The 24,920-nt window shown below is 37.0% G+C and carries 27 protein-coding genes; 3 read left to right on the top strand and 24 right to left on the bottom strand.

The window, feature by feature from the left end:
* From croR to rsmG, 12 genes are all read right to left on the bottom strand, one after another.
* Entirely contained in the window at window positions 1–687 is a 687-nt protein-coding gene (gene croR / locus AC2JF9_RS06275; protein ID WP_500726066.1) for a response regulator transcription factor CroR, read from the bottom strand.
* A 176-nt stretch (window positions 688–863) separates the two neighbouring features.
* Window positions 864–1,835 (bottom strand): ABC transporter ATP-binding protein, encoded by a 972-nt coding sequence (locus AC2JF9_RS06270; RefSeq protein WP_500726064.1) that lies wholly within the window; start codon window positions 1,833–1,835, stop codon window positions 864–866.
* A complete protein-coding gene (locus AC2JF9_RS06265; protein WP_500726061.1) occupies window positions 1,835–3,364 on the bottom strand; it encodes an ABC transporter permease/substrate-binding protein in 1,530 nt (509 codons plus the stop codon). Before AC2JF9_RS06265 ends, AC2JF9_RS06270 begins: the two co-directional genes overlap by 1 nt.
* 332 nt (window positions 3,365–3,696) lie before the next feature.
* Complete coding sequence (locus AC2JF9_RS06260; protein ID WP_500726215.1) at window positions 3,697–5,526, bottom strand: ABC transporter ATP-binding protein; 1,830 nt, start codon at window positions 5,524–5,526, stop codon at window positions 3,697–3,699.
* Window positions 5,527–5,569: 43 nt separating this feature from the next.
* The gene (locus AC2JF9_RS06255; RefSeq protein ID WP_500726059.1) at window positions 5,570–7,294 is read right to left on the bottom strand and encodes an ABC transporter ATP-binding protein; all 1,725 of its coding nucleotides are present in this window, start codon (window positions 7,292–7,294) and stop codon (window positions 5,570–5,572) included.
* 145 nt (window positions 7,295–7,439) lie between these two features.
* Window positions 7,440–8,222 carry a DUF1129 family protein gene (locus tag AC2JF9_RS06250; RefSeq protein ID WP_500726057.1) on the bottom strand — a complete coding sequence of 261 codons (783 nt, stop codon included), beginning with the start codon at window positions 8,220–8,222 and terminating at the stop codon, window positions 7,440–7,442.
* Between the two features lie 9 nt (window positions 8,223–8,231).
* Window positions 8,232–9,332, bottom strand: a complete 1,101-nt coding sequence (gene ychF, locus AC2JF9_RS06245) for a redox-regulated ATPase YchF (protein ID WP_500726055.1) — start codon at window positions 9,330–9,332, stop codon at window positions 8,232–8,234.
* Window positions 9,333–9,356: 24 nt separating this feature from the next.
* Window positions 9,357–9,632 (bottom strand): DUF951 domain-containing protein, encoded by a 276-nt coding sequence (locus AC2JF9_RS06240; RefSeq protein WP_500726053.1) that lies wholly within the window; start codon window positions 9,630–9,632, stop codon window positions 9,357–9,359.
* Window positions 9,625–10,512 (bottom strand): ParB/RepB/Spo0J family partition protein, encoded by an 888-nt coding sequence (locus AC2JF9_RS06235; protein ID WP_500726051.1) that lies wholly within the window; start codon window positions 10,510–10,512, stop codon window positions 9,625–9,627. The genes AC2JF9_RS06240 and AC2JF9_RS06235 overlap by 8 nt, the downstream gene beginning before the upstream one ends.
* A complete protein-coding gene (locus tag AC2JF9_RS06230; protein ID WP_500726212.1) occupies window positions 10,490–11,269 on the bottom strand; it encodes a ParA family protein in 780 nt (259 codons plus the stop codon). The genes AC2JF9_RS06235 and AC2JF9_RS06230 overlap by 23 nt, the downstream gene beginning before the upstream one ends.
* A gap of 16 nt (window positions 11,270–11,285) precedes the next feature.
* On the bottom strand, window positions 11,286–12,128 hold the full coding sequence (noc, locus tag AC2JF9_RS06225) for a nucleoid occlusion protein (RefSeq protein ID WP_500726049.1): 843 nt from the start codon (window positions 12,126–12,128) through the stop codon (window positions 11,286–11,288).
* A 16-nt stretch (window positions 12,129–12,144) separates the two neighbouring features.
* Window positions 12,145–12,867 carry a 16S rRNA (guanine(527)-N(7))-methyltransferase RsmG gene (rsmG, locus tag AC2JF9_RS06220; protein WP_500726047.1) on the bottom strand — a complete coding sequence of 241 codons (723 nt, stop codon included), beginning with the start codon at window positions 12,865–12,867 and terminating at the stop codon, window positions 12,145–12,147.
* A 157-nt stretch (window positions 12,868–13,024) separates the two neighbouring features.
* On the opposite strand from rsmG, the gene AC2JF9_RS06215 reads away from it, so the two are divergent.
* Window positions 13,025–13,561 (top strand): CvpA family protein, encoded by a 537-nt coding sequence (locus AC2JF9_RS06215; RefSeq protein WP_500726043.1) that lies wholly within the window; start codon window positions 13,025–13,027, stop codon window positions 13,559–13,561.
* Window positions 13,562–13,773: 212 nt separating this feature from the next.
* A complete protein-coding gene (locus tag AC2JF9_RS06210; protein ID WP_500726041.1) occupies window positions 13,774–14,745 on the top strand; it encodes a C39 family peptidase in 972 nt (323 codons plus the stop codon).
* A gap of 108 nt (window positions 14,746–14,853) precedes the next feature.
* Here the strand turns inward: AC2JF9_RS06210 and AC2JF9_RS06205 are convergent, their stop codons facing one another.
* The 10 genes from AC2JF9_RS06205 to yaaA all read right to left on the bottom strand — a co-directional run bounded on the left by AC2JF9_RS06205 (window position 14,854) and on the right by yaaA (window position 22,931).
* Window positions 14,854–15,783 carry an FAD:protein FMN transferase gene (locus tag AC2JF9_RS06205; RefSeq protein ID WP_500726039.1) on the bottom strand — a complete coding sequence of 310 codons (930 nt, stop codon included), beginning with the start codon at window positions 15,781–15,783 and terminating at the stop codon, window positions 14,854–14,856.
* 13 nt (window positions 15,784–15,796) lie between these two features.
* A complete protein-coding gene (locus AC2JF9_RS06200) occupies window positions 15,797–16,588 on the bottom strand; it encodes a tyrosine-protein phosphatase (protein WP_500726037.1) in 792 nt (263 codons plus the stop codon).
* Window positions 16,589–16,678: 90 nt separating this feature from the next.
* Complete coding sequence (locus AC2JF9_RS06195; RefSeq protein WP_500726035.1) at window positions 16,679–17,227, bottom strand: NADPH-dependent FMN reductase; 549 nt, start codon at window positions 17,225–17,227, stop codon at window positions 16,679–16,681.
* 12 nt (window positions 17,228–17,239) lie between these two features.
* Window positions 17,240–17,779: an NADPH-dependent FMN reductase gene (locus AC2JF9_RS06190; RefSeq protein ID WP_500726033.1), complete on the bottom strand. Its 540-nt coding sequence runs from the start codon at window positions 17,777–17,779 to the stop codon at window positions 17,240–17,242.
* A gap of 130 nt (window positions 17,780–17,909) precedes the next feature.
* On the bottom strand, window positions 17,910–18,548 hold the full coding sequence (locus AC2JF9_RS06185; RefSeq protein ID WP_500726031.1) for a TetR/AcrR family transcriptional regulator: 639 nt from the start codon (window positions 18,546–18,548) through the stop codon (window positions 17,910–17,912).
* Between the two features lie 75 nt (window positions 18,549–18,623).
* Window positions 18,624–18,848 (bottom strand): hypothetical protein, encoded by a 225-nt coding sequence (locus tag AC2JF9_RS06180; protein ID WP_500726029.1) that lies wholly within the window; start codon window positions 18,846–18,848, stop codon window positions 18,624–18,626.
* 458 nt (window positions 18,849–19,306) lie between these two features.
* The gene (locus AC2JF9_RS06175) at window positions 19,307–19,984 is read right to left on the bottom strand and encodes an ABC transporter ATP-binding protein (RefSeq protein ID WP_500726027.1); all 678 of its coding nucleotides are present in this window, start codon (window positions 19,982–19,984) and stop codon (window positions 19,307–19,309) included.
* A gap of 1 nt (window position 19,985) precedes the next feature.
* Window positions 19,986–21,047: an ABC transporter permease gene (locus tag AC2JF9_RS06170; RefSeq protein WP_500726025.1), complete on the bottom strand. Its 1,062-nt coding sequence runs from the start codon at window positions 21,045–21,047 to the stop codon at window positions 19,986–19,988.
* 458 nt (window positions 21,048–21,505) lie between these two features.
* Complete coding sequence (locus AC2JF9_RS06165; protein WP_500726022.1) at window positions 21,506–22,111, bottom strand: histidine phosphatase family protein; 606 nt, start codon at window positions 22,109–22,111, stop codon at window positions 21,506–21,508.
* 52 nt (window positions 22,112–22,163) lie between these two features.
* Window positions 22,164–22,931 (bottom strand): peroxide stress protein YaaA, encoded by a 768-nt coding sequence (gene yaaA, locus AC2JF9_RS06160; protein ID WP_500726020.1) that lies wholly within the window; start codon window positions 22,929–22,931, stop codon window positions 22,164–22,166.
* A 61-nt stretch (window positions 22,932–22,992) separates the two neighbouring features.
* Between yaaA and AC2JF9_RS06155 the strand changes: the two genes are divergently transcribed.
* Window positions 22,993–23,649, top strand: a complete 657-nt coding sequence (locus tag AC2JF9_RS06155) for a hypothetical protein (protein ID WP_500726018.1) — start codon at window positions 22,993–22,995, stop codon at window positions 23,647–23,649.
* A gap of 46 nt (window positions 23,650–23,695) precedes the next feature.
* Here AC2JF9_RS06155 and AC2JF9_RS06150 read toward each other — a convergent pair whose 3' ends face one another.
* Both AC2JF9_RS06150 and AC2JF9_RS06145 read right to left on the bottom strand, forming a co-directional pair.
* A complete protein-coding gene (locus tag AC2JF9_RS06150; protein ID WP_500726016.1) occupies window positions 23,696–24,040 on the bottom strand; it encodes a hypothetical protein in 345 nt (114 codons plus the stop codon).
* Between the two features lie 109 nt (window positions 24,041–24,149).
* A complete protein-coding gene (locus AC2JF9_RS06145; RefSeq protein WP_500726014.1) occupies window positions 24,150–24,914 on the bottom strand; it encodes a ChbG/HpnK family deacetylase in 765 nt (254 codons plus the stop codon).
* Window positions 24,915–24,920: the final 6 nt, after the last annotated feature.

Raw genomic sequence — 24,920 nt, 5'->3', positions numbered from 1 at the left:
TTAAGCCTCAACTTTATAGCCAACTCCCCAAACTGTCTGAATGACATCTTCGCCATCAGTTGCTTTTTGAATTTTATCACGCAAATGCGACACGTGAACCATTACGGTTTTAGCTGAAACAATCGACTCTTGCTGCCAAACACGTTCAAAAATTTCATCCGCTGAAAAAACACGGTTCGGATGACTTGCAAGTAAATATAAAATACCAAATTCTAACGCGGTTAATTGAATATCCTTACCATCAATTGTTCTGACTTCGTGCGAATCGCGATTGATAATCAATGGCCCAATTTCTAAGACATCTGGTTCATCATCTTTAACTTGCTTTTGACTGCGACGTAAAAGTGAACGAACCCGCGCCATTACTTCAAGCGGATTAAACGGCTTAGAAACGTAGTCATCAGCCCCGGTAATTAAACCCTGAATTTTATCCATATCGCCGGTTTTAGCCGAAACGATAATAATGGGAATGTCTGAATCCTTGCGAACTTCTTTGATAACATCAATACCACTCATACTTGGCATCATTACATCTAAAATCATTAAGGCAATGTCAGGAGTGGTTGTGAGCTTTGTCACAGCCTCCTTACCACTATATGCCACCACAGGTATATAACCTTCATTTTTAAGATAAATGCTTAATAATTCGACAATTTCTTTATCATCATCGACCACCAAAATTTTCATAGGGCTGTTCCCTTCTTTAAATACTATTAATTGGTTATTTTTTAGTTTATCTCTACCGAACACAATCTAGTAGAATCTTTGATACCTATTTTAGCCAATTTTATGAAAATCACCTAATATTCAGTAATAACTTTATCTTTTTATTAAAAAAATAAACAAATTCCACTAAGACGTTATTAATTAGGGCCGTTAACTTTTGCTAGATATTTAATTACCCATTGGCGATCAAGATAGCCAAGCAAATTTTCATTTTTGTCAGTAATGGCTAATTCTTCTTCATCACTCAAAAGTTGCAACACTTGGGCAAACTTAGTTTCTTCACTAATTGTCTTAATTGCTTGTAGTTGCTTTTTAGTCTCATTCAGCTGATTAAATAATCTGGCTTCATGAAGAGTAGTTTCATAAAGATCGCTTCCTAAACTGCCCCCGAAAAACTCTTGCACAAACTGATTAGCTGGGTGATGCAAAACTTCTTGTGGCTTATCAACCTGAAGTAGATTTCCATCTTTCATAACACCAATTCTATCTGCCATCTTAAGTGCTTCATTCATGTCATGCGTAACAAAGACAATCGTATTCTGCATTTTTTGATGCAAGGCAATTACCAAGTTCTGCAAGTTAGTGCGTGACAATGGGTCAAGTGCACTAAATGGTTCATCCATTAAAACAACTGGTGGATTCGAAATAATTGCTCGCAGAATGCCAATTCGTTGTTGTTCACCACCAGACAGCTCGCTGGGGTAACGATTATAATAGGTTTTTGGATCAAGTCCAACTTCATACAACCGCTTTTCAATCATTTTCTGTTGGGCTTTATCTTTCTTTTCACCTTTAATTTCAGGAATAAGTCCAACGTTTTTACCGACCGTCATATTGGGAAAAAGAGCAATTTCTTGCAGCACGTAACCAATATCCCAGCGTAGTTTTTGTAAATTGTATTCATTAGTTGGCCGCCCATTTATAAGCACTTGACCGGAACTAGGATCTTCTAAACGATTAATCATTTTTATCGAAGTAGTTTTGCCACTGCCAGAGTTTCCCACCAGCACAAATAGCTCACCTTGCTTGATTTCAAGATTAAGGTTATTGACTACAAGACTATCAGCAAAAGTCTTGTTGACATGATCAAATTTAATTGCTGTTGTCATTATTGTTTCCCCTTAATCAAGTGGTGCTGAACCAAGTATTTGTGAGCTACAAGCGCCGGAGCGGCATTTTTTACATTGACCTCATAATTCATTTCCTGCATTTGCTCCTCAGTGATTTTACCAGCTAACCGGTTTAGGCTCTTCACAATTTCAGGATGCTTACGCGCAAAGTCAAGACTCATCAGAGGAGCACCTTGATAAATTGGGAAATTGTGTTTATCATCCTTTAAAATACTCATATGATACTGCCGCAATTCGCTGTCAGTTGAATATGCATCAACTATATTGACTTTTCCTTGTTGGATAGCCTGATAGCGTAACGCCGGCTCCATTGACTTAACTGGGAAATTTAGGCCGTAAAGTTTCTTGATTCCTTTAAAACCATCACCGCGATCAATGAATTCCATTGTCATTCCGCCTTTTAATTGCGGTTCAATTCCGGTCAAATCACTAATTTTATTTAACTGATGCTTTTTCTTAAAATCTGTTTTTACTGCTAAGGCATACGTATTGTCATAAGCCATTGGTTTTAAAAGAGCTAATTTATCTTGATTTTTCATCAATTCACGTGCTTTTTGATAAGTCTGTTTTTCGTTAAGACCTGCTGTGGCAACTGGCTTTTTGGCAAAGGTTTCTAAAACTGTCCCTGTAAACTCAGGATAAATATCGATTTTGCCATTTTTCAAAGCGCTATATAAAAAAGTTGTTTTGCCAAAATTAGGCTTTAACGTCACTTTAACATGCGCATTACTATCCTCGATTAATTCTTTGTACATATTAATTAAAATTTCTGGCTCGGATCCAAGCTTACCCGCAATTGTGACAGTTTCAGTTTGATTGCCAACAGCCTCATAAATTCCCGAACCAGCTAAAAAAATGATGCAAACGCCTAAAACGCTAATTGCACTTTTAACCGAAGCATGTTCTAACCACTTGATTAATGCACTTAAACTGATTGCTAAAACTCCAGAACATACCGCGCCAATCACAATCAAAGCAGTATTATTACGGTCAATTCCTAGTAAAATAAAACTGCCAAGACCACCTGCACCAATTAAAGCCGCCATTGTTGCCGTGCCAATAATTAAAACCAGTGCTGTCCGAATGCCGGATATTATAGTTGGCATTGCCAAAGGGAGCTCAACCTTGCTTAGTTTTTGCAGCCGCGACATACCAAAAGCATCAGCAGCTTCTTCAAGTGCTGGATCGATTGTCGTCAAACCGATATAAGTATTTTGAAAAATCGGCAGTAAAGCGTAGACAATCAAAGCAATAACGGCCGGAACTGTGCCAATTCCAACTAATGGAATTAACAGCCCTAGAAGAGCTAAAGATGGAATTGTTTGCAAAATACTAGTTACTTGTAATAAAAACTCAGCAGCTTTTTTATGTTTAGTTGCCCAAAAAGCTAATGGCATAGCAATTATCATTGCTAGCAAAAGCGATAGTAACGAGATTTGCATGTGCTGTAATAAAGCAATCCATAAATCTCCTTTACGTTCGCTTAGAATTTGAAAAATCTGATTCATTATTTAATTCCTTTATGTTTAGCTCTGAACACGTCAAAATAGTGCTAATTTAGTCTTCACACACTTATTTTATTTTACCATAGGACAAACTGATGTTTCCTTTTAAGGATTTGAATGTGCTTTTACATATGTATTGCCTATGGGTTTTGTTAGCTTAACTGGAAAAAATCGATTTTTTTACAAAGCATGATCCAAACCAGCAATATGCCTCTATGACGAATCGCCAAGGTGGAACTAAAACTCTTGGCTATTGTGTCAACGAAAAATGATACCCTCAACAACAATAAAATATTCCTAGTACTCAATGAATACTAGGAATATTTTATTTAATACTATTCAATTTCTTTCTTACCGGTATATAGCTCGTAGTAGTAACCTTTTTCTTTTAAGAGTTCTTCGTGACTACCTGCTTCGATAATATGACCATGATCGAGAACTAAAATTAAGTCTGAGTTAACAATTGTCGACAAACGGTGGGCAATTACAAAACTCGTCCGGCCAGCCAGGAGGTTGTCCATTCCAGCTTGCACCAGCTTCTCAGTCTGGGTATCAATACTCGAGGTAGCCTCGTCTAAGATCATAACTGGTTCATCTGCAATCATTGCTCGAGCGATACTAAGTAATTGCATTTGCCCTTGCGATAAGTCTCCGCCATTACCGTCAATAACCGTCTTATAGCCCTCATCTAGATGATGAATAAACTCATCAGCATGAGACAAATGTGCAGCTTGATAAACATCATCGTCACTTGCATCTACATTACCAAAACGGATATTATCCATTACTGTACCTGTAAACAAGTGAGTTTCTTGCAAAACAATTGACAAAGAACGACGCAGATCGTCTTTTTTGATGCGGTTAATCGGAATGCCATCATAGGTAATCTTACCTGAACCAATTTCATAAAAACGGTTAAGCATATTCGAAATAGTTGTTTTACCTGCACCGGTTTCTCCAACTAAAGCGACCTTCATACCCGGCTTAGCATCAAGCGAGATGTTGTATAAAATTTGCTTATTTGGAGAATAACCAAAATTAACGTTATCAAAAACAATGTGTCCCTTAACTGTAACCTTTTTAACGGAGCCATCTTTTTGAGGAACATTCCAATGCCAAGCACCTCTAACGTTTTCGTCTTTGGTAATGGTTACATCACCACTATCAACTTCAATTGGTTCATCTTCAAGGTCAAAAATTCTCTTTGCCCCAGCTAGAGCCATTACGATAGAATTTAATTGCTGCGAAATCTGCGCAATTGGCATGGCAAACTGCTTGGAAAGTTGCAAAAAGGCTCCAATTACACCAAGTGATAGCGGAGCAATACGGTTAATCGCAACTGCTCCACCAATAATGGCAATTAAAACATACAATAAGTTACCCATATTACCCATAATCGGAAATAAAACGGTTGAATAGGTGTTAGCTTTACCGGCAGCGTCTTGAAGTGCCTTGTTATAAACGTCAAATTCCGCTTCTGCTTGCGGCTCATGACTAAAAACCTTAATGACTTTTAAGCCATTGAGCATTTCTTCATTGTAGCCATTAACTTGTCCCAATTCTCTTTGTTGTAGCTGAAAGTAATGCGACGAACGTGTTGTCAAGAAACGAACCACACCGATTGATAATGCAAAGATGACTAATGTAAAAATCGTTAATTGCCAGCTCAAGCTAAACATTGCTCCTAGAACAAAGACAATATTTAGCATTGAATTCATAAATTGCGGAATTGACTGAGAAATCATTTGCATCAGTGTGTCGATATCATTAGTATATCGACTCATAATGTCCCCGTAGTCATTTTCATCAAAATAAGCAATTGGTAATAGTTCCATGTGAGCAAACATTTCGTTACGCACTCTATACTGTACTTTTTGCGCTAAAATTGCCATTAATACCGCAAAAAGGTAGTTGGATATAAAACCGATAGCATAGAAACCAAACATAATGACAATTGCTTGCCAAAGAGGACCGTAATTTGGATGAGCCTGCTTGGTTAGCGGAATAATATAAGTATTAATCAAACGCTCAATAAATAATGACCCTACCACATTCGCTGCAGCCGCTAAAACAACCGCAATTATTGACGTAATAAGCATCCACGGACTAGTGCTTGCAATTAATTTAAGTAAGCGAGCAAGCGTTGAGACGCGGTGTCCTTTCATGCTTGCCTTCTTATTTTCTACTGCTTTATCCAAAACTTCTCACCTACCTCTTTTGTTCTTCTTGGAACTTAGCAATTGAACTATATAAGTCGTTACGCTTGATTAGTTCATCGTGAGTGCCAATATCCTGAATTTTGCCATCATTCATGACAATGATTCGATCTGCATCCTTAATTGAAACAATTCTCTGCGAAATAATAATCTTGGTCGTGTCGGGCATTTTTTCCGCCAGGGATTCTCTAATCTCGCGTTCAGTATGCGTATCCACAGCAGAAGTAGAGTCATCCAAAATCAAAATTTTTGGATTTTTCAAAAGCGCACGAGCAATTGTAATTCTTTGCTTCTGGCCACCAGATACATTGTTACCACCTTGTTCAATTTTGGTATCATACTTGTCGGGCATTTCACTGATAAAGTCATCAGCATGGGCGATTTTAGCTGCGGCTAAAATCTCCTCATCGGTTGCATCTTCATTACCCCACTTCAGGTTTTCTTTAATGGTTCCCGAAAACAGCACGTTGTTTTGCAAAACTACTGCCACATTGTCACGTAAAGTTTTTAAATCATATGATTTAACATTATGACCAGCAACTCGGACAGCACCTGAGTCAGCATCGTAAAGACGAGGAATCATAGCAACCAGTGTTGACTTAGAGGAACCAGTTTTGCCAATAATGCCCAAAGTTTCACCAGGTTGAATTTCTAAGTTAATGTCATTTAAAGCTAAATTCCTATCACCCTGATTGTATTTAAAATTAACATGATCAAAAATGATCTCGCCATTAGTAACATTAGTTAGAGGTTTACGTGGGTTTTCAATCGATGGTCTTTCGTTAATTACGTCGGCAATTCTACGACCACTAGAAGCTGAAACAATTAGTTGCGTGAAAACCATCGCCAGCATGTTCAAACTATTTAAAACCGAGTTTGAATATGAAAACATCGAAATCAACTGGCCTGTCTGTAGACCGCCACCAACAACTTCTTTTGCACCGAACCAGCAAATCGCCAGGTTTGAAATATTTAAAAGGGCTACAACAATCATTGAATCAAGTGACAAGACTTTTTGCGCAGCTGTAAATAGTCTGTAAATAACCCCAGAAGCATTTTCAAAAGTTTTAGTTTGCGAATCTTCTTGAACATAAGTCTTAACTTCCCGAATGCCACGGATATTCTCGCGAACAACCTGATTCATCCGGTCATAGCCTTTAAATACTTTTGGCAAATAAGGATAAACTGTTCTTATAACCATACCGACCGAAATGGCAAAAATTGGCATTAAAACGGCAAAAATCAAAGACAATCTTGGACTAATAATCACCGACATTACTATGGAGACAATTAGCATCATAGGCGCCCGAACGGCAATTCGAATTAAGATTTGATATGCCATTTGAACATTATTAACGTCAGTTGTCATTCTCGTAACTAAACTGGAACTGGAAAAACGGTCAATGTTTTCAAATGAAAAGTCTTGAACATGGTAAAACATATCTTTACGCAAATTAGCGGCAAAACCAGCTGCAGCATGAGCGGATAAATAACTCGCTCCAGCACCTAAAACCAGTGAAATCGCTGTAAAAATAAGTAATACGATTCCAGTTTTGACAATATATGACATATTGCCTTTCATGATCCCGTTATCAATTAAAATACCAACCAGATAAGGAATCAACATTTCAATGATAACTTCACAAGTAACAAAGATTGGCGACAATATAGACTGCTTCTTATATTGCCTAATTGATTTACCCAGCGTGTTAATCATTCAATACCTCTTTCTACTCAAGTGAAAAAAGAAACTCTTTTATGCGCCAAAATATTTTAAAAAGGATAAACAGACTCTATAAGTCTATTTATCCTCATAAATACATAGTTATTTCATTATAGCGCTTTTCTTGACGGAAATCACTTTATTTGTTTTTCTGCGCCGGATTAAACACTGAACCAATAATTTGATAATGACGGCGGAATAACCAACGCGCTCCATATACCAAAGCCGCAATGATAATGTCATAAATACCAGGTAACACCGGGTTGATCATTTTGAATATCGGTAGGGCCAAGAGATACGAGCAAACAAGAAGTGCCAAAACAAGACCAACTATCCCTATAAGCAGTTTCGACCAGGGAATTTTTCGGCCTTTGCCGGCCGCCGGCATTACCCAGTCATTATACTTGACCATAAAGACTCCCATTGTAGCACCAATTAGTACTAAAGTAATAATTCCCATCTGATTATTTTGGGTTGCCTGAGGACTAAAAAGAGCAATCAGACCAAAAAGACCAACAAAAATTGCAATATAAAGAAGAGCACCATCAACTGCATATTGCCAAAATGGAATATCTGTTGCCGTTTTCACTTTTGGTTTCAGCATATCAGCTGCCTTTAATTTGGGAGACATACCATAAAAAGTAGTTGCTGGCTGCCCATGGCGCTGAGCAATAACTAAGTCGGATAACAGTTCATCTACTCGACTAGTTGCATCTGCTGAGCTCATCTTGCCTTGAGATTCGAGCTCTTTTTGAAGCCGATACACGTAATCAGAGTTTTTATTGCTAAGTTGCTGGCGCAGCTCTGCTGGTGCCATTTCCTTAACTTCATCTTCCATATTCTGGTCGGCAACTTTTTCTTTAAGTTTTTCTTGCTTATTAATATCGATTTTTGCTTGTTCTTCAGTATTTTTTTCTGCCATTATGTTTTCCTAAACGTTAAATCTAAATTCAATAATATCGCCGTCTTGTACTTCATAGTCTTTGCCTTCGAGGCGCAATCTGCCAGCTTCTTTAACCTTTTGCATAGTTTCATACTTGTCAAGATCTTGATATGAAACCACTTCAGCCCTGATAAAGCCACGCTCAAAGTCGGAATGAATAACACCAGCAACTTGTGGAGCTTTCATTCCTTCATGAAAAGTCCAAGCACGGGTTTCTGGTCCACCCGCCGTAAAGAATGTTCTCAATCCCAAGATGTGATATGCAGCTCGGATTAATCGATCAAGACCAGACTCACTTACTCCTTCAGCCTCCAAAAATTCTGCCTTTTCATCATCATCAAGACCAGCAATTTCTTCTTCGGTGGCTGCTGAAATTCCTAAACACTCAGCATTTTCGCTTTCAGCGTGTTTCTTAACAATTTGGAAGTACTTATCATCTTCAGGATTAGCCATTGATGCTTCAGCAATGTTGGCAACGTAGATAACTGGCTTATCAGTCAAAAGGAATAAACCTTTGACAATTTTCTCCTCTTCTTCGTTAAAAGTGATTGAACGAACAGCTTTACCTTCTTCTAAAACCGGTTTAATTTTTTCAAGAACATTATATTCAGCTTTGGCTTCTTTATCATTTTGCTGAGCAATTTTCTTTACCTTAGCAATACGACGATTAACGGCATCAAGGTCGGCAATCGCAAGCTCCAAATTTATGGTATTAATATCTTCTTCTGGATCAACTTTACCAGTTACGGAAGTAATATTGTCATCATCAAAAGCACGTACGACGTGAACAATTGCATCAGTTTGGCGAATATTTTCTAAAAACTTGTTACCAAGGCCTTCACCTTTAGAAGCGCCTTTTACCAATCCAGCAATATCAGTAAATTCAAAGGTGGTATGGACAATCTTCTTGGCTGGAATTAATTCTTGAATTCGAGCAAGACGTTTATCCGGCACTTCAACCATCCCAACATTTGGTTCAATTGTAGCAAACGGGTAATTGGCCATTTCAGCTCCAGCCTTAGTAATTGCATTAAACAAAGTTGACTTACCAACATTAGGCAAGCCGACAATCCCAGCAGTTAATGACATCTTTATCCTCTTCTTTTAATAAAATTAATTGTTATCTTGATTGACACCCGGATAGGCAATATCAGCTTTTGGTACGTAAAATTCGCTTTTTGCATTAAGTGGATCATTTGCTCTAGTCAAAACTCGTTTCAAATTATGTACAAATTTTGAACGCGGCATCATTACAATGTGCCCACACCCCATACACTTGAGTCGAATGTCAGCACCAAGCCGTAAAACTTCCCAATTATTGGTTTTACAAGCATGCGGCTTTTTCATTAATACAGTATCGGCTAAATTGTAAACAACTTCCTTACTCATCGAGGTCCACGCCCAATATATCAAGGATACGATTCAATTCGTCCACTGAAGAAAAACCAATTGACAAGCGGCCGCTGCCTTTTTTACTTTCAGAAATATTAACTTCTGAACCCAGCTTGTCAGCTAATTGATGTTCGCTGGCACGAATAAATGCTGACTTTTTCACCACTTTCTTGCGCGGTTTCTTCGTATTCAGGTTAGCTACCAGCGCTTCAACTTTACGAACTGGCATGCTTTCTTTAACAACCTGTTTAGCAACCTCATCTATCTTGTCTTTATTTTTCAGGCCTAAAAGCGTTCTTGCTTGACCCATCGACAAGTCACCGTGTTGTAATAGGTGTTTAGTCTTGCTTGGCAAAGTTAGCAAGCGCAAATAGTTAGCAATGTATGGGCGCGACTTACCCATTCGTTTGGAAACTTCTTCTTGCGTCAAACCTAAATTCTTTTGAAGCATCTCATATGCTTGGGCTTCTTCAAGTGGTGTTAAATCCTCACGCTGCAAGTTCTCTAAAACAGCAACTTCCATCATTTGGCTTTCGGTAAAGTCACGAACAATTGCTGGCACCGTGCTTTTCTTAGCCATTTTAGAGGCACGATACCGACGCTCACCAGCAATGATTTCATAGCCATTAACCGACTTGCGCACAATAATCGGCTGGAATACACCATTTTCTTTAATAGAATCGGACAATTCCTTTAAAGCTTTATCGTCAAAGTTTTTACGTGGTTGATATGGGTTGGGTCTAATTTCACTTAAATCAAGATCCTGAATTTCTTCTTCAGTTTCATCAGCTTTTGGTTCGTCTTCAAATAAAGCTTCAATCCCACGGCCTAATCCGCCTTTTCGCTTAGTTTCTTTACTTCTTGAGTCTCTTTCCATGATTCTTTAACACCTCCTTAGCTAAATCATCGTATACTTTTGCCCCCCTTGAATTCGGAGCATATTCCGTAATTGCTTCACCATAACTTGGCGCTTCAGCCAGCTTAGTAATACGAGGAATAATCGTTTTATATACTTTATCTGTAAAATACGATTTCACTTCTTTAACAACTTCGGCTCCTAAGTTGGTTCGGGCGTCAAGCATTGTTAATAGCACTCCCTCTACATCTAAATCCTTGTTAAAGTGCTTTTGAACTAAACGAATGGTATTAAGCAGTTGCGTCAAACCTTCCATCGCATAATATTCACTTTGTACTGGAATTAAAATTGAGTTTGAAGCTGTAAAAGCATTAATTGATAGTTGTCCAAGTGAAGGCGGACAATCAATAAAAATAAAGTCATAATCGCCACTAACAGTGTCAATGGCTGACTTTAGGCGAGTTTCACGCGCCATCATATTAATCAACTCAGTTTCGGCGCCAGACAAGTTAATTGTAGCGGGGACTATATCAAGCTTTTGGGTTGTGGTATGAAAAATCGCATCTTTCAAAGGAACATCATTAATTAGTACGCTGTATATGTCTTGATCAATTTCCGATTTCTCAATTCCTAAACCAGAGGTCGCGTTTCCTTGAGGATCAATGTCAACAATTAGAGCTCGATAGCCACGTTCTGCAATTGAAGCAGCTAAATTGATCGTCGTTGTTGTTTTACCAACGCCACCCTTTTGGTTAGCAACCGAAATTACACTTACCATATTTTCCATGCCTAACCTACTTTCTCTTTAATTCAATCGTAATCATATAGTCGTCAGGATTATTATTTTCCTTAACCTTGACCTTGATTCCTGATTCTTTTGCCAGCTTAACTGCACGCTTAATCGTATTGATTTGAACTTTCAAATCCTTTGGAATGCGGTTAACAGCACGTTTAGTCTTTTCTTCTTTATCTGCTTCTGACTGATTTTTGTTCTCAAAATAGCCATCAACATCTTTAACTATCTCTTCTGTGTCACTGACACTTAAATTATTTGCTAAAATCTCGTCTAAAACGCGGCCTTGGTCTTTTTGACTTAGCCCAACAAGGCAGCGCCCATGACGAGATGAAATTTCACCACTTGCCAGATAGCTTTGCACTTTGGGCGACAGTTTAAGCAGACGCATCTTATTTGCAACATAAGATTGTGATTTACCGATATTTTTGGCAAGCATAGTTTGCGTCAAATTATTAAGTTTCATCAAGTTAGTATATGCCTGCGCTTCATCAATTGGATTCAGATTTTCACGCTGTAGGTTTTCAATTAATGCCAAAGAGGCAGCTTGTGCGTCATCCATATTATTGATAATGGCCGGGATTTTTTCCCAACCAAGTTGCTTTGCAGCTCGAAAACGACGCTCTCCGGCGACTATCTCAAAACTTTCGCCTTGCTCACGTACAACAATTGGTTGAAGCAAACCTTCTTTACTAAGCGTTGAAGCCAATTCACGGATTGATTCATCTGAAAACTCGCGTCTAGGTTGATATGAATTAGGCACGATTTTGGTTATATCAATATCCTGAATTTGTTTATCTTTAGGAATTTCATCATGATGACGTAAAGAAGATAAAAATGACATATATAAGTCTCCCTGATTAATGAATTGGTTTGCGTTGTGGCGTACCCGCTTGGCGTGGATATTTCTTAGGCGTAGGCTTAACTTTTTGAACAAGAATTAAAGTCCGTTCTTCCTCGCTATTTGGCAATTGTAACTCTTCTGACTCTAAGACCTCACCACCCAACAAGCTAACTGCTTTTTGGCCGTCCTTTAGTTCATTTGCCGCTTTTGGACCCTTAAGTGCAATAAAGTGTCCCCCTTTTTTAACTAAGGGTAAACAATATTCACTTAAAACTGCCATATTAGCTACAGCCCTCGCTGTGACAACTTCAAATTGCTCGCGGTAGAGTGCGTTTTGACCAACATCCTCAGCACGGCCGTGAACAAGGGCCACATTTTCTAAGCCTAACTGATCAATTAACTTCTGCAAAAAAGTTAACCTTTTTCCTAATGAATCAACAATTGTAACGTTAATTTGTGGTTTCAAGATTTTAAGGGGAATTGAGGGAAAACCAGCACCGGCGCCAACATCACAAAGGTTGCTGCATGATGCAAAAACACTATCAAAAACAAATAGCGGCGTGATACTGTCCCAAAAATGCTTCAAGTAAACATCGCTTTCTTCAGTTATCCGCGTAAGGTTAACGTTTTTATTCGCCTCAATCAAACTGGTAAAGTATTGGTTAAATTGGTTGATTTGTTTTTTATTTACTTTAAAATTACGCTTTGATAATTCTTGGACAAATTGTTCAGGATTCATTTTTCACCCGTGGAACCTTGTTTCACACTCTATAAATTTAACGCTAAAAATGGCTTATTGTAAAGCCATCGTATCTCTTTAATTATGAAATATTTTTCGACAGCAGTCAAAGCCTAAATCTTTAAAATAAGCTATAATATCGTCAAAGGAGATATCCATGATTGTTACTTTAATTGTTCTAGCATACTTAGCTTTGAAAACATACCGCGGCTACCAAACTGGTTTTACCAAATTAATAATTAATTTGGTTTTTTCCGCTATCGTTTTTGTGGCAGCTATTATTTTTCAAAATCCTTTTGGAAATTGGCTCTTTGCCCAATTTACCGGGCAAAGTTCTCAAAGCAATCTATCGCCTAATGCCAGCTTAATGATTTTTCGTTTTTTGGCTTTCTTCATTATTTTATTTGTCGGCAAAATGATTGTTAAGATTTTTAAAAGTTGGTTTCCAAATAACAATCCTCATTCATCCAGTTTTGGAAAACTGTTAAACGGTGTACTAGGTGGTGCTGTTTCATTTTTTGCCAGTTATTTCTTTGTTTATATCATTTTGTCAATGCTCAATGCTTTGCAAAATCAATGGTTTATGCAGCAAACCCTCGATTCATCACTTTTGCGTTTTATCATATACAATACTCCCGGCTTATCAAATGGTGTGTTTAATTATATATTTAGTATCAGTCGAACTGCTGCCTAAGTTAATAAATTTAGTAAAATTTCAACTTCAGTATTAGCTATTATACTGGAGTTTTTTGATTGACTAATTAGTGCCCTTTTAGTCATTTTCATCATTAAAGAGCTAAAAATTGTTAACAAGTTAAACTTTTTTGTTGTAAACTATCCTTGGCAAGAATTAATTTTTAGAATTGAGAGGATAACGTAAATAAAAAAACAATTTTAAAGAGAATTATGACTCTGTCAGTAGCGCTTATCATAACGATACCAGTTTGCGCAGCTAATTTAATTTCTGCCGCTAATGCCGCCGAAATTGAGCAATCAACTCAACAAACTCCAGCAATAACTGATCAAACAACAGAACCAGCAACGGATAAACAAAGTCCAGAAGAAACTGCTGCTTTAAACGCCAAAAAAGTTAAAACTTTTAAAATTGCAATTGTTAAGAAAAATTACGGTATTTATCAAGGCAACTTTGAAAATAAGATTTCTAGCGCTAAGTACTTCCATAAAACTTTTAATGTAAATCGAACCTTTACTCGTAATGGCAAAAAGTACTACTTGATTAGCAAAAAAGGTGAAGAGCCAATTGGCTATATTAATAAAAAAGCTGTAGCAACACCAAATCAAGCTAAAATCGTTGATACTCCATACGTCAGCCAATACGTTCCCATTAAAGCCCCTTGGGGTTGCGCTGGTGCTTCAATGGCTATGCTTTTGGGATCACAAGGGCAAAAGATCAATGCCAATTTCTTAAAGAAAGTTCAGGACAACTTGCCAATGCAACCTACTAAAGGTAGACAAAAAGGCAATGTTTATACTGGAGCCGGTTTTGGCTATGTTATTAAACCTAGTGCTCTTGCAAAATACGCACGTACTTTTAAGACAGGAAAAAATGTAATCAACATTTCCAACAAAAAGCTCACCTTAAATGACATTAGAATGTATGTCCAAGGTGGCAAGCCAGTTTTATACTACGGATTTTCTTCGTACCAAAAACCTGGCGACAACGTCCGTAATCACTGCAAAGTGATTGTCGGTTATGAAAAAGGCAAGTTCCTTGTTTACGATCCCCTGTACTACTCAAAACATGATAGAAGCGGCTCCGGTGGCAAGAACATGAACTATGATCATGGTGCAATTGCATGGTTACCAAAATCAACTATTCAGGCAGAGTTTGACCACAAAGCTTTGACGATTAACTAATTTAAACATATTAAAACCCGAAGCAATGCTACATGCATAAATTCGGGTTTTTGTATCTCTATTTTAAAAAGCTACTTACTTGTTCATTTTTTTAAGCAACTAAGTAAGTTATTTAGTAAAGTTATCATATTCAACATGTTCGTCATCGTAGACAAAGACGGCGCCAATTCGATCTGGATCATCGTGCCAACCATCGATTGGGTGACCCGCAAAAAATAGCCGCTTGCATTCAATTTCTGCTTGAACAGAGTTTTTAGTGAAGGTAGTAATACCTGCCAAATCAGTTTCAACGGGATACCCAGTTCTTGGGTCAATTAAATGATGATATTTATGACCATCAACTACCAAGTAGCGTTCATACGTGCCGCTGGTAACAGCAGAACATTCTGAAACCATCACCGATGAAATGTTATTACCTCGAAGCTCTTTTGGATCCTGAATACCAACCGACCACTGACCGTTAGACCGTTTAGGTGAATCTCCAACTAGCAAAATATTACCGCCAAGGTTAATAATACCTGCATGAACACCATAAGCTCGCCAAAAGTCACGAATGCGATCGGCTATCCAGCCCTTAGCAATACCACCTAAATCGAGTTCCATTCCTCTTTCTTCTAAAAAAACAGTCTGATTTAAGTCATCAAAAACAACTTTTTCTGGATTAATCAGTTTCATATTTCTTTTTATCTGATCGTCAGAAGGTACATGTGCATCTTTAAAACCGATTGACCATAGTTTTACCAGCGGACCAATTAAAGCATTAAAACCAAAATTTTCTCGGCTTTCTTTCACTGCTAATTTGACCAAATCGTAAACGGCACTTGAAACTTGAACGGGATGTTCCCCAGCGGCATGATTTATTTCCATTACTTCCGAATGATCTCGATTTACTGTTAATAGATCTTCGTAGTGGTCAATTAAATCAAAGGACTCATTAATCACGGTATCATCGGTTGTCCCAAAAATTTGTAAAGTAATCGATGTTCCTAAAGCGTGATGCTGGCCAACTGCTTGCTCTAAAGCTAAATTTTCAATCATTTGTTTATTTTTCCTATTTTTCTAAATAATTTTCTTTAATCGTTTCTTTCATTTGCTCATCAATTCCTAAGGCTTTATTGATGTACGAATCAAGACTGCCATAATTTTCTTTAATCGTAATCAAACTTGTGTCAAAAAAAGAATTGGAAACCGAACCCAAAACGCGCATATTGGCACGAAATTTATCGTTTTCACTGGCTTGTTTAAAACCCTCATCGCGCGTAGCTCGGTAATTATTAAGCATTAGGTTTGAATAAAGATAGTCCTGTCTGATTACTTCCAAATCAACCCCTAAAATATGCAATAGCACGATTGTTACTAAACCAGTGCGATCTTTTCCTTCCGAGCAGTGATACAGCACCGTTTCATTTTTTGAGTCAGCAATTAAAGTAATAATTTGGTGAAAACTCTGCTGCGCTGCCTTTGTAAGTATATGATTGCGATATCTACTACACATTCTGCGAAAACCAGCGTATTGGTCATGGCGGTATTCTTCAAACTCTTTATGCAAATCAAGCCCGTTGCCACCGGTATTATCCTCGGCGGACAGCGGACAATTAAAATGTTCTACTCCAACAATTTTTTTATCAGGATTCTGTTTGCATTCGGCCGGTGAGCGTAAATCGATGATTTTTGTTAAACCATAGCTAAGTAAAAATTGTTCGTCTTCAGGAGTTATCTCACTAATATTGCCTGTTCTAAGTAAACGACGTGCTTTAACTTTTCTGTCATTAAAGCCGACATAACCGCCGAGGTCACGCGGATTACGAACAGATCTAATTGGTAAAACAACTGGTTCAGCCATTACAACACCTTTCCTACTTCCTGATAAAAATAACCGGATAGTAACTCCTATCCGGCTATTTTACTCTTTGCTAGTTAATCTAGCAAAAGATTATTTATTTGCTTGTTCAACAAACTTGAAGAAATTGTCCATCATGCCATCTAATTGCTTGATGGTGGCTTCATCAGTTAGTTCGCCAGTTTCCTTGTCAAATTTGCTTGGAGCTTGTCCAATTAAGACTTCGTTACCTGGCAGAACATTTGCACTCATATCAGGTGAAAGCAAAATTTCACGGATATCTTCTTGAGCACGTCCTGTACCTTGACTACCATAAGAAGCACCTGCTACTGCAACAGGCTTCATCTTCATAACATTAGGACCTGCGTGTGAGCCTAACCATTCAAGGCTGCTCTTCAATGCAGCTGGAATAGTATGATCATATTCTGGTGTTGTAATTACGATACCATCAGCACTTTTGACATCTTCAATCCAAGCTTTGATGGAATCATCAGCCATTTCCGTTCTGCAGAAAGGGGTTAATTGATCGATTTCTTTTACTTCAATATCTGCCTTGTCACCATATCGTTTAGCAATAAAATTTGCTAAAAAACGGTTGTAAGAAAAAGCAGCATTTGTACCAACAATTGTTAATAATTTCATTCTTGGTCCCTCCTACTTAGTAACTTGTGCGTACCAATCATCAACTTCATCGAAGAAGTGACCTAAGAATTCAATAGAAGACTTATCAGCTAAGTCACCATTTTCATCAAATTGTTTCGGTGCCGTACCCAACATAAATTCATCGCCATTAAAAATCTTAGCACCAAACCCTGGTGCAGTCATCAGGCTCTTCAAACGGCTCTGTGAGCGTGAAGCACCCTGAGGCATTGGAGAAGTTGACACAATAGCAACTGGTTTGCCTTTAAACGGATGGGTTGCACTTGACAACCATTCTAAAGCACTGCTCAACGCACTAGTTACCGAGTGCTGTTGCTCTGGCGAACCAATCAATACTAAATCAGCTTGTTCAATCTCTTTTGTTAAAGCTTGAATAGCCTCAGGTGCATCTTCACCTTCTTTAAACATTGGCAATCCTTTAACGGACGCTAGTTTAAAATCATACTTGTCAGCAAATTGCTTAGAAATAAACTTAAGCAATGCTTCATTAAACGAATTATTGGCATTTGAGCCAGATAATGCAAGAATCTTCATATAAACCACCTTTCAGGAAACTATTTTATTGTTTAATTATAACATAACTACATTTTTTAAACATAAACTTACAATTAAATTATTTCAATTTTCTTGAATACTAAAAAAAGCGGCCTCACAGCGCGCTAATTTAAGCTTTATTTTTTGTAGTTTTTTTCTTGGCTGCTTTTTTACCATTATCCGTTTCAAACAAAGAAACCGAGCTCGATTCACTCAACCAATCATTTATAATTGCATCATTAACTTGCGCGGATAAAACGTTAATAATCTGCGTACGCGAGAAATTTGCAATATCGTTAATAATTAGTGAAGCAATTCCTATAGTAGTAATCCAGTTGGCAATTACAATATTTCTGATTTTCTCATCAGTATTATCAGTTTCTGGAAATTGTTCTTTAAATTTAACAATACCTAAGCTAATCAGCGTATCAGAAATTACCTTACTGCCAAATTTCCCATCAACAAACATTGCCCGAAAGAGACTCTCATGCTCCTTAGCAAAATCAATATAAGCCAAATCCATGTCTATCATTGGATCGCCTTCATATTCCTTTTGCAAAACACTATCTTTCAAATTTTCAGCGATTTTGCGTAATACCTCAGTTCGAATTTCATCCATACTGCTAAACTCAAGGTATAGCGGCTGCGTTGAAAAGTGACCGGCTTTCGCAATGTTTCGAGCAGTTAAACTTTCGATTCCGTCCTTAACCACCATTTTATAGGCGATATTTAATATCTTATCTCGGCCTATTTCTTTTTTTCTTGCCATTTGTTCTTTCCTTAACTAACTCTAATAACTGCTATTATTATTTTTCAGCCTAAAATCGGGTTTACAAATAAATAATTATTCACTTTCACTATTTAGGAATTCGTCATAATACGACGAAACCATGTCAGTTAAGTCTTCTTTAGTTAACCCTTCCGAAGCACAATATGAGAAAAAAGCAGCAGACAAAATATATCCTCTTTCTTCATCATCTGTTAAATTATCAGAGAAGTTAATGTTTATACTGTGGTTTTTATAATCGGTTGCCAATTCAATTGATTTATCTTCTGGTACCTGGCTCATTGTTTTACCTCAACTTTATCCTTTTATTATTAACATCATACTAACCCATATCAGTTATATATCAATTATTCCGTTCCGAAAAGCCTGTTTATCCATAATCTCATACTATATATACGATAAAAATAATAGCTAAAAGGTTAAGTAATATTTTAAAAGGAAATTAGATTTTTACTTTCTAACAATTACTTGGATACATGTTTTGATAAAATAACAACTGAATATCTAATAACTAGAATAGTAAACTTATAACTGTTTTGTCAAGCATTTACTAGTTTTTAATTATAGAATATTAGGATTGTTTCCTTAGGAAAGCACTTGTTCAATATGAAAATAAGATAAATAGCTACTGCCGATAAATTAAAAATAACTATGAACTAAAAAGAAAAGCCCAATTAATCTAATTTTGACAATTGGGCTTTGACAACATTGTTATAAATTATGCTAGTCCAGAATGCAATTTAGTTATATTTTTTAGACATTTTACCGTCCATCATTTCATAAATGCAATCAGCATACTTTTCTAGTCGGGGATCATGAGTTACCAAGATAACAGCTTTATTGTAGTCTTTGGCTAAGCTCTTAAATAGCTGTCCCACTTCATCAACATTTTTACTATCAAGCGAGGCTGTCGGTTCATCAGCTAATAAGACCTCTGGATTAGCGTACAGTGCTCGAGCAATCGCTGCACGCTGTTGTTGGCCACCTGATAATTCGCTAGGGTATTTATTTATTAAATCCGTAATTCCTAACTGTTTTAGTAGCTTTTGCATGATTTCTTGTTTGATATTGCCTTGTTTTTTAACCCGATCAACTAATTCAAACTGTTCTTTAACAGTTAAAAACGGTACTAAGTTATAAGCTTGCAAAACAAAACCAATTTTATTCAAGCGCAGGCTATTGCTTTCTTTAAGAGAAATTTTAGCAATGTCTTGACCGCTAACAAATACTTGTCCAGAAGTTGGCTTTTGTAGCGAACCAGCGATTGTCAAAAAAGTGCTTTTGCCAGCTCCAGAAGGGCCCATAATTAAAACCACTTCTCCTTGATTTGCAACAAAGTTAATATTCTTGAGTGCTTGAACTCTCGCTGCACCCTTGCCATAAACCTTTTGAACTTTTTTCAATTCAATGACTGCCATCTTATTCTCCTATTGCTTTGGCTGGATCAACTTTTAAAATTGACCTAACTGGAATTAAACTACCAATAATACCTGTTAGCAGCATTCCCACTGTTCCACTAATAATAATTTCAGGCGTGAAATCCATTGGCACAGCAGCGGGAAGAAGTCTTGCTGTTACCCACATGGCAAATAAGCCAATCACTACACCAATTGCAACCAAAATAATTGATTGACTAATTGTTGCTCCTATTAGGGTACTGCTTGGAATTCCCTGGGCACGCATAACAGCATAATTACGCATTTTTTGCATTGTTAGGATGTATAAAAAAACGGCAATAATAATCAAGGAAATTACAAACAGAAATCCAATCATTAACTGAAAAGTCATGTTCTGAGCAGTATAGCCCGGAAGCTTATTGATAAACTGGTTAATCGGATAAGTTTTACTATTGGCATGTTCATAATCATAGTTGGAATTGCGAGAAATAAGGGCGGAAGCTTGCATTTCGGGCATTCCTTGCCGTAGTACTTTCCAACTTGCAAGCGTACCGTAAATAATTGGGGCAATGTTAATTTTGGCATTTTTGGCAAAACCAACTATCTTATATTCACGTTTTGAGCCGTTTAACTCAAGTTTATCACCGATTTGATATCCTTTTTCCTTCAGGGCTTGATCAGCAACCACTTCATTGTTCTTATGAGCCTTACGACCAGCAATAATTTCTTGATTGCGATAAATAAACTGCTGCTGCTTAACTCCTATAAACTGCGCAGAAACTTGTGAACGTTTTTTACTCTTGACTACAACAGGTGTCTGTCCAACAAGTGCTTCGTTCTTACCGACTTTGGCACCCTTAAGATCACTTTTGTTTAGAATTGACTGGCTCATGCTAATGTTAGCATTTTTGTTTAAAACTACCTGCTGAGCGTCCCATGATTTAATTGCCTGCGTATTTTCCTCAGCAAGTCCAACCGCTAAGGATGATAGAACGAATATTAAGTAGCTAATCAGAAAAATCATTAAAATAATTAAACCGTAGCGCAATTTTTCTTTTTTAATTTCTTTAATTGCTAAAAACACGAATTTGACTCCTTTTTAACATTTCTATATCCGCTTTAAAGTTCTCCGAATTGTGCCATGAATTTGAATCAATGGCACTTCAGTTTTTAAGTTCAACATAACTAGCACCATTTGGTAAAAAGGCGACGTAATTAGAATCTCACTATATAACATATGCATTTTAACCAGTTTGGCATACTTACTGCACGAAGTTTGCTCAACAAAGTTAACTGTAGTCAGATAAAACTCTTGTAGATCAAAGCTTGAGCCTAATTCCTCAAATTTATAAGCTTCCTGTATTGCATTTCTATATAAATATTAATTAAGTATCAGTTAAACCACTAAAATGTTCATAAAATAATCCGCGAAAAATCTTAGCTTCTTTAACAATATATGTCACTTAAGCTTTTGAAGAGGATAGCTCGGTTCAATGATGGAATCAAATAAAAAGCTCCCGTAAGAGAGCTTCTTTCAAAAAATTATTCAAAGGCCAAAAGACGATTATAGTAATTCGTGCGCGGCATATGATCCCGATACGAAATCTTTGCTAAAGCACAATTATCCATCGTTTCAAATGCATTAATGTCGCCATTTGAAAAATAGTGCGCAAACATCATTCGAATTAATGTTCCATGGCAAATTACTAGCACTTTTTTAGTTAAATACTTTGTCTGTATTTCATCCAGAAAATCGCCACAACGTTCGTTTAGCTCCGCAAAAGTTTCACCACTTGGCGCATATTTAACGTAAGCAACTGACGCCTTTCCCCACGGGTCAACTGCATCAGGATGCTCTCTACCTAATTTTGATAAGTCTTGTCCATCCCATTCACCAAAATTAAATTCAATTAAGCGATCATCGCAATTAATCTTCTTTTGCCCCTTAGTGAAGATTTGAGCAGTAGTCAAAGCTCTTTTCATTGGGCTCGAGAAAACTACATCAAATTCACTTGGGTCAAAGTTAAGTGCTGCCTTTTCAGCATATGCACGACCATCTTTATCGAGATCGTGGTCAAACAGAGCGCCTTGAATTTTTCCAGTCTTATTTAAATCTGTCAAACCATGACGTATAAAAACAATTTCCATATTCAACCTCATTTTTTAATATGCTTATTCTACTATTACTGACAGCTGCTTGCTAATGCCGTTTGAAATCGAATTTAGTTCTAAAGACATAGTTATCAGCGGTACTATCTTTTGACATGAATTCAAACCCAAAATCGTTGAACTGAGTTATTTCTTCTGGTCTAGTCAATTGATTTTCAGCAATAAAGCGCACCATTTCTCCACGAGCCATTTTGGCGTGAACTCCAACTGTTTTCCACTTGTCATTTTTTAATTCTTGGAAATCAATATTAATCATTTTTCGCTTCCCAGATAGATATGGAGCAATGCATTTGGAATATTCTTTCGAGGCAAGATTAATGACCACACCGTCTGCTTTAAAAAGATAGTTAGCTAGTTCATCACCCCAATAATGATATAGATTGGGTTCGCTAAAGCCTTTAATTCTATTTTTCATTTCTAAGCGATACGGACACACCCCATCAAATGGACGCAAAATTCCATATAGTCCCGATAAGATGCACACATTTTTCTGAATATAATCAAGTGCAGGCTTAGTAAACAGGTCAGGAGCCATGTACTGGTACTGAACACCAAAATACGAAATAACTGCTGGAGTTAAGTTGTTTTTTTGAGTTAAATCCAGTTCACTAATCTGCTTTTGGCCCTCTTTTGTTGTACGCTGGCTTGACTGCCAGATACTCTGTAATTCGTTAAAACTACACTGTTTGAGAAAACCAGCCAGTTCTTTTGCCTGTTTTAGAAATTGAGGATGTGATCTAACAGGAAATGATTCACAGTCGACCTTCATTTTCATTGCTGGCGAGATAATAATTTTCATTTTTATATTTACCGCCTTTTGGGTTAAACTAAATAAGAATAAGTACTGAGGAGAAAAACCGATGAATCCCGATTTTGCCATTATCCTAAATTTTAAACTAAAAAGCACTAAAGATGTAGATGTTGATTTTTTAGTAAAAACTGCCCGCGACGTTGGTGTTAGAGCTGTCGCCACTGATGCCCTGCAAGCTAGCTTTCAAAAAGCTTGTGCTAAGTACACGATTGCCTTGACCAAAAGCCAAGATGGTCTCGACCTAAAAGCTGATAATGTAATCAATCAAATGGTTAAAAAGCGCAAGAATGGAGAACAAATTTTTATTAATGTTCAAGTAAAAACTGACGGTTCACTTAATGAGATGATGCAAAAGATGCTTGATCAGATTAATAACTGGATGCACATATATGGACATGCTTTTAATGAAAGCGAGCCCTGCAAGCTCTCAATTCAGCCAGATAGTTTTGTTCTTCAAAATCGGCACATGAACTATCAAAAGTATGTTTTTGTGAAAAAGCCCCTTCCGCAACAAGTGGAAATTTCAGGTTTTAATACTGCACCTAACCGAGTTGAAATGATTGAAAAAAGGATTGAACCCGCATTTGATTATGATAATGGCAAAGTTACTATTGATTTATCAAAAATTAAAAGTGATTTTGAATGGCAAGTTATCAGGATTCAGGAGCATCGACCAGAAGATGACCTTATCGAAACCAAGTTTTAAATAAAATGCGCCTAGTAATACTTACTAAGCGCATTTTTTAATGTTCTTATTGTTTCAAATATTCTATTACTTTTGCAATTCCTTCTTCTTTTTTTCTTTGCGATATTTCGCTGTTTTTCAGAATATCAATTGCTTGTTGAACAATCGAATAAATTTGCTTGTCATTATCGTTATCAATTAACAAATAATCAAGCTTAAAGTAGGACTCTAAATCGGTCGTGTCATTTTCCTCCAGTGCTTTTTTAATCAGATAGCGAAAAATGATTTTTGTACTACGTGTCCTTTTACGTCTTTCTTGTCTTTTATCGTAAACTGGTAAAAATAAAGCAACGCTCACTGCGGCAATTTCTGCAAAAGCTGTTACCCACTCAGATAATGATCCTATCTCCATGTTCTCACCTCAAGATCCATTATACTATCAGCCAAAAAGACTAACACTTTTAATGCTAATAATATATTTTCACAGGGTAAATGCGGTTGCCTTATACACCAACTATTTTCTAGCTCAATTCGGTATAGCGAGTTAAATGAATATCTTTTTGAGCAATTTCATCACGAATACGTGGATCGCACAAGAAATCTACCTCTTGAGTTCGTGGAATAGTCAGACTGGATTGTCGTAGGATACTTTGGTCCAGAAAACCGGGATGACAGACCATCATCGGTACATCATTATTAGAAGAATTGAGAGCAAATTCTTCTGCGTCATCAAAAGTTTTATACGGATCATATTTAGGTTTCATACTATCCATAAAACTAACAACCGTAGTTTCTTTTTTAAATCGAACAGGATCTAAGTTCAAATCAAATGGCAACAATGGTAAATTATATTTATCAGCGACGATTTCTAGACCTTTTAGCAGATTATTGCTATATACAGCATGAGCTTCAAAGTAATCTGGTTTTTTACCAACTATTTTTAAGAAATATCTATACTGTGCTTCAATTTCAATGACAACTTCATTTAAATTAACTAGATCATGATCAGTCTGACGATATGCTTTAGAAGGTTTAAAATTACCTTCTTTTGTTACAAGACTTGGAATCAGTTTAGGATCCGTAATCGGTCTGCCCGCACAAATTACCGTATGCATACCAATATCAAAGTCCAAGCCTTTTAGCAAATCCAAACCATGCAAGGTATCTTTCATATTAACCATTACACCGACATTATTAATTATGCCATTTTTTATGCTCTCGTAGATACCATAGTTGACGCCTTTAGAATAGCCAAGATCGTCAGCTCTAATTATCATGTTATTCATTGCTGC

Source organism: Lactobacillus sp. C449L, from assembly GCF_059900815.1.
This window is presented reverse-complemented; position numbering and strand designations above follow the sequence as displayed.